Consider the following 1,589-nt stretch of genomic DNA (forward strand, 5'->3'; position numbering starts at 1 on the left):
AGCTTGGAGTTTATGCAGCTTTGCTGCTTGTGATGACTGCCGCGAGGTTCGGTCTGTCCTGTTTTCCGACGGGGTGCTCGCGTGCACGGTGCTTGTTTTTCATGCCGGTTGGCCGACCGGGGCCTGCGGTGCTGGGTTTCGGTGCGCTGGCCGGCTGAGGGGTTTTCCCGTGGAGGCGGCGAAATCCTCGGCGGACACGCGCGGGTGTGAGGCGCCCTTGGCGTGCGGGCCGCTCCCAGGGCTTGCGGAGGTCTTCTGCGAGGGGCCGGGCAAGGCGGAGTTGAGTGTGGGCGGCAATGACGAGCCAGGTCCAGCGGTCGGCGGCGGCCGGCTCGCGGAGTTTGGGAGCGGTCCACCCCAACGTCTGCTTGAACATCCTGAAGGTGTGCTCGAGATCGAATCTGCGCAGGAATGCCTGCCAGAGCCGATCCACATCCCCAGCAGTAGCGGCGGTGGCCGACCACCACAGCCAGACCGGCCTGGGACTGCGGTCTCCACGGAGGTGGTCGACCTGAAGACGGATGACGGTGCCTTCGATGACCGGCAGCTCTCCTTCAGGGTGGTCGGCCCAGGCCGAGCGCCGGACCAGCAGCGGGTGCAGACGGTCCCAGGCAGTGGCTACGGCCTTCCCGTAGTGGGTGGTGTCGGTGACCGTGGTGACGGACGGGACCGGCTGAGTTGCCGCAGCCTCGAACGCGAACTCCGCCCCGCGCTTGGGCTTGCGCCCGCGTTTGCCCGCCGGCTGCGGCGGGGGCGGGAAGTACAGGACACGGTCCGAACGCATCCGGCCCAGCAGCTCAACAGGCAGGTCCGCGAGCAGGAAAGCCAGGCGGGTCACGTCATAGCCGGCATCGACGACGACCAGGACGGGCGGGTCACCGACCTGCCACTGGCCTGCCACATACAGCCTCTGGAAAACGTCCCTGACCTGGGCTGCGGTCACGGCGATCGCGTCATCCCACGGAGACAACCGGACCACGTCCAGCATGGCAGTCCACGATGTCCGCCCCGGCTCCAGAGCGGCAACGAAGGAATAGGGCCACCCGGGGATCATCTGGGCCGAGCCCCTGCCCCGACCGTACGTGTGACAGAACAGCCGGTCCGGGCTGGTATTCGCATCTGGCCGCAGCCAGTTGCTCACATCGACCGCCAGGACCAGCCGCCCCTCTGCTGTCCGGGGAAGCGGCAGCCCCACCAGCGCCCTGCGCAGCCGAGACAGATCCAGATGCCCGTGGTTCAGCCCGCCGTACAACGCACCATGCCCACGCTGATGCTCAGGCGCCAGGGACAGCTCGACCAACGTCCTCACCGGGCCGTCGGAACACAACAAGGCGTCACTCAGCTCGAACAGGGCGTCGGGGCGCTGGGTCAGACAGGCATAGAACTCCGTTCGGAAACACGCGAGTTCAGCAAATGCATCCTGCGGGACATCCCGCTGCAGCAGACTCATCGCGACGACCTTCGTACTGGTCAAGTGCCTCTGTGACGGAGCACAGGATCGAACGAAGGCCGTTCTCGCGTCAGGCACTCAGCCGAAAGCGCCAGCAAGTTCGAGGCCATGTTCGACCACAGGCGATAAACGCCAAGCT

General features: G+C 66.5%; 1 protein-coding gene. It reads right to left on the reverse strand.

All coding sequences use genetic code 11. The features are described from left to right. Positions 1–10 precede the first annotated feature (10 nt). Positions 11–1,450 carry an NF041680 family putative transposase gene (locus ACFTZC_RS41940; RefSeq protein WP_382899365.1) on the reverse strand — a complete coding sequence of 480 codons (1,440 nt, stop codon included), beginning with the start codon at positions 1,448–1,450 and terminating at the stop codon, positions 11–13. Between the last annotated feature and the right edge of the window lie 139 nt (positions 1,451–1,589).

It is taken from the genome of Streptomyces sp. NPDC056987, from assembly GCF_042673865.1.
Lineage (GTDB): Bacteria > Actinomycetota > Actinomycetes > Streptomycetales > Streptomycetaceae > Streptomyces.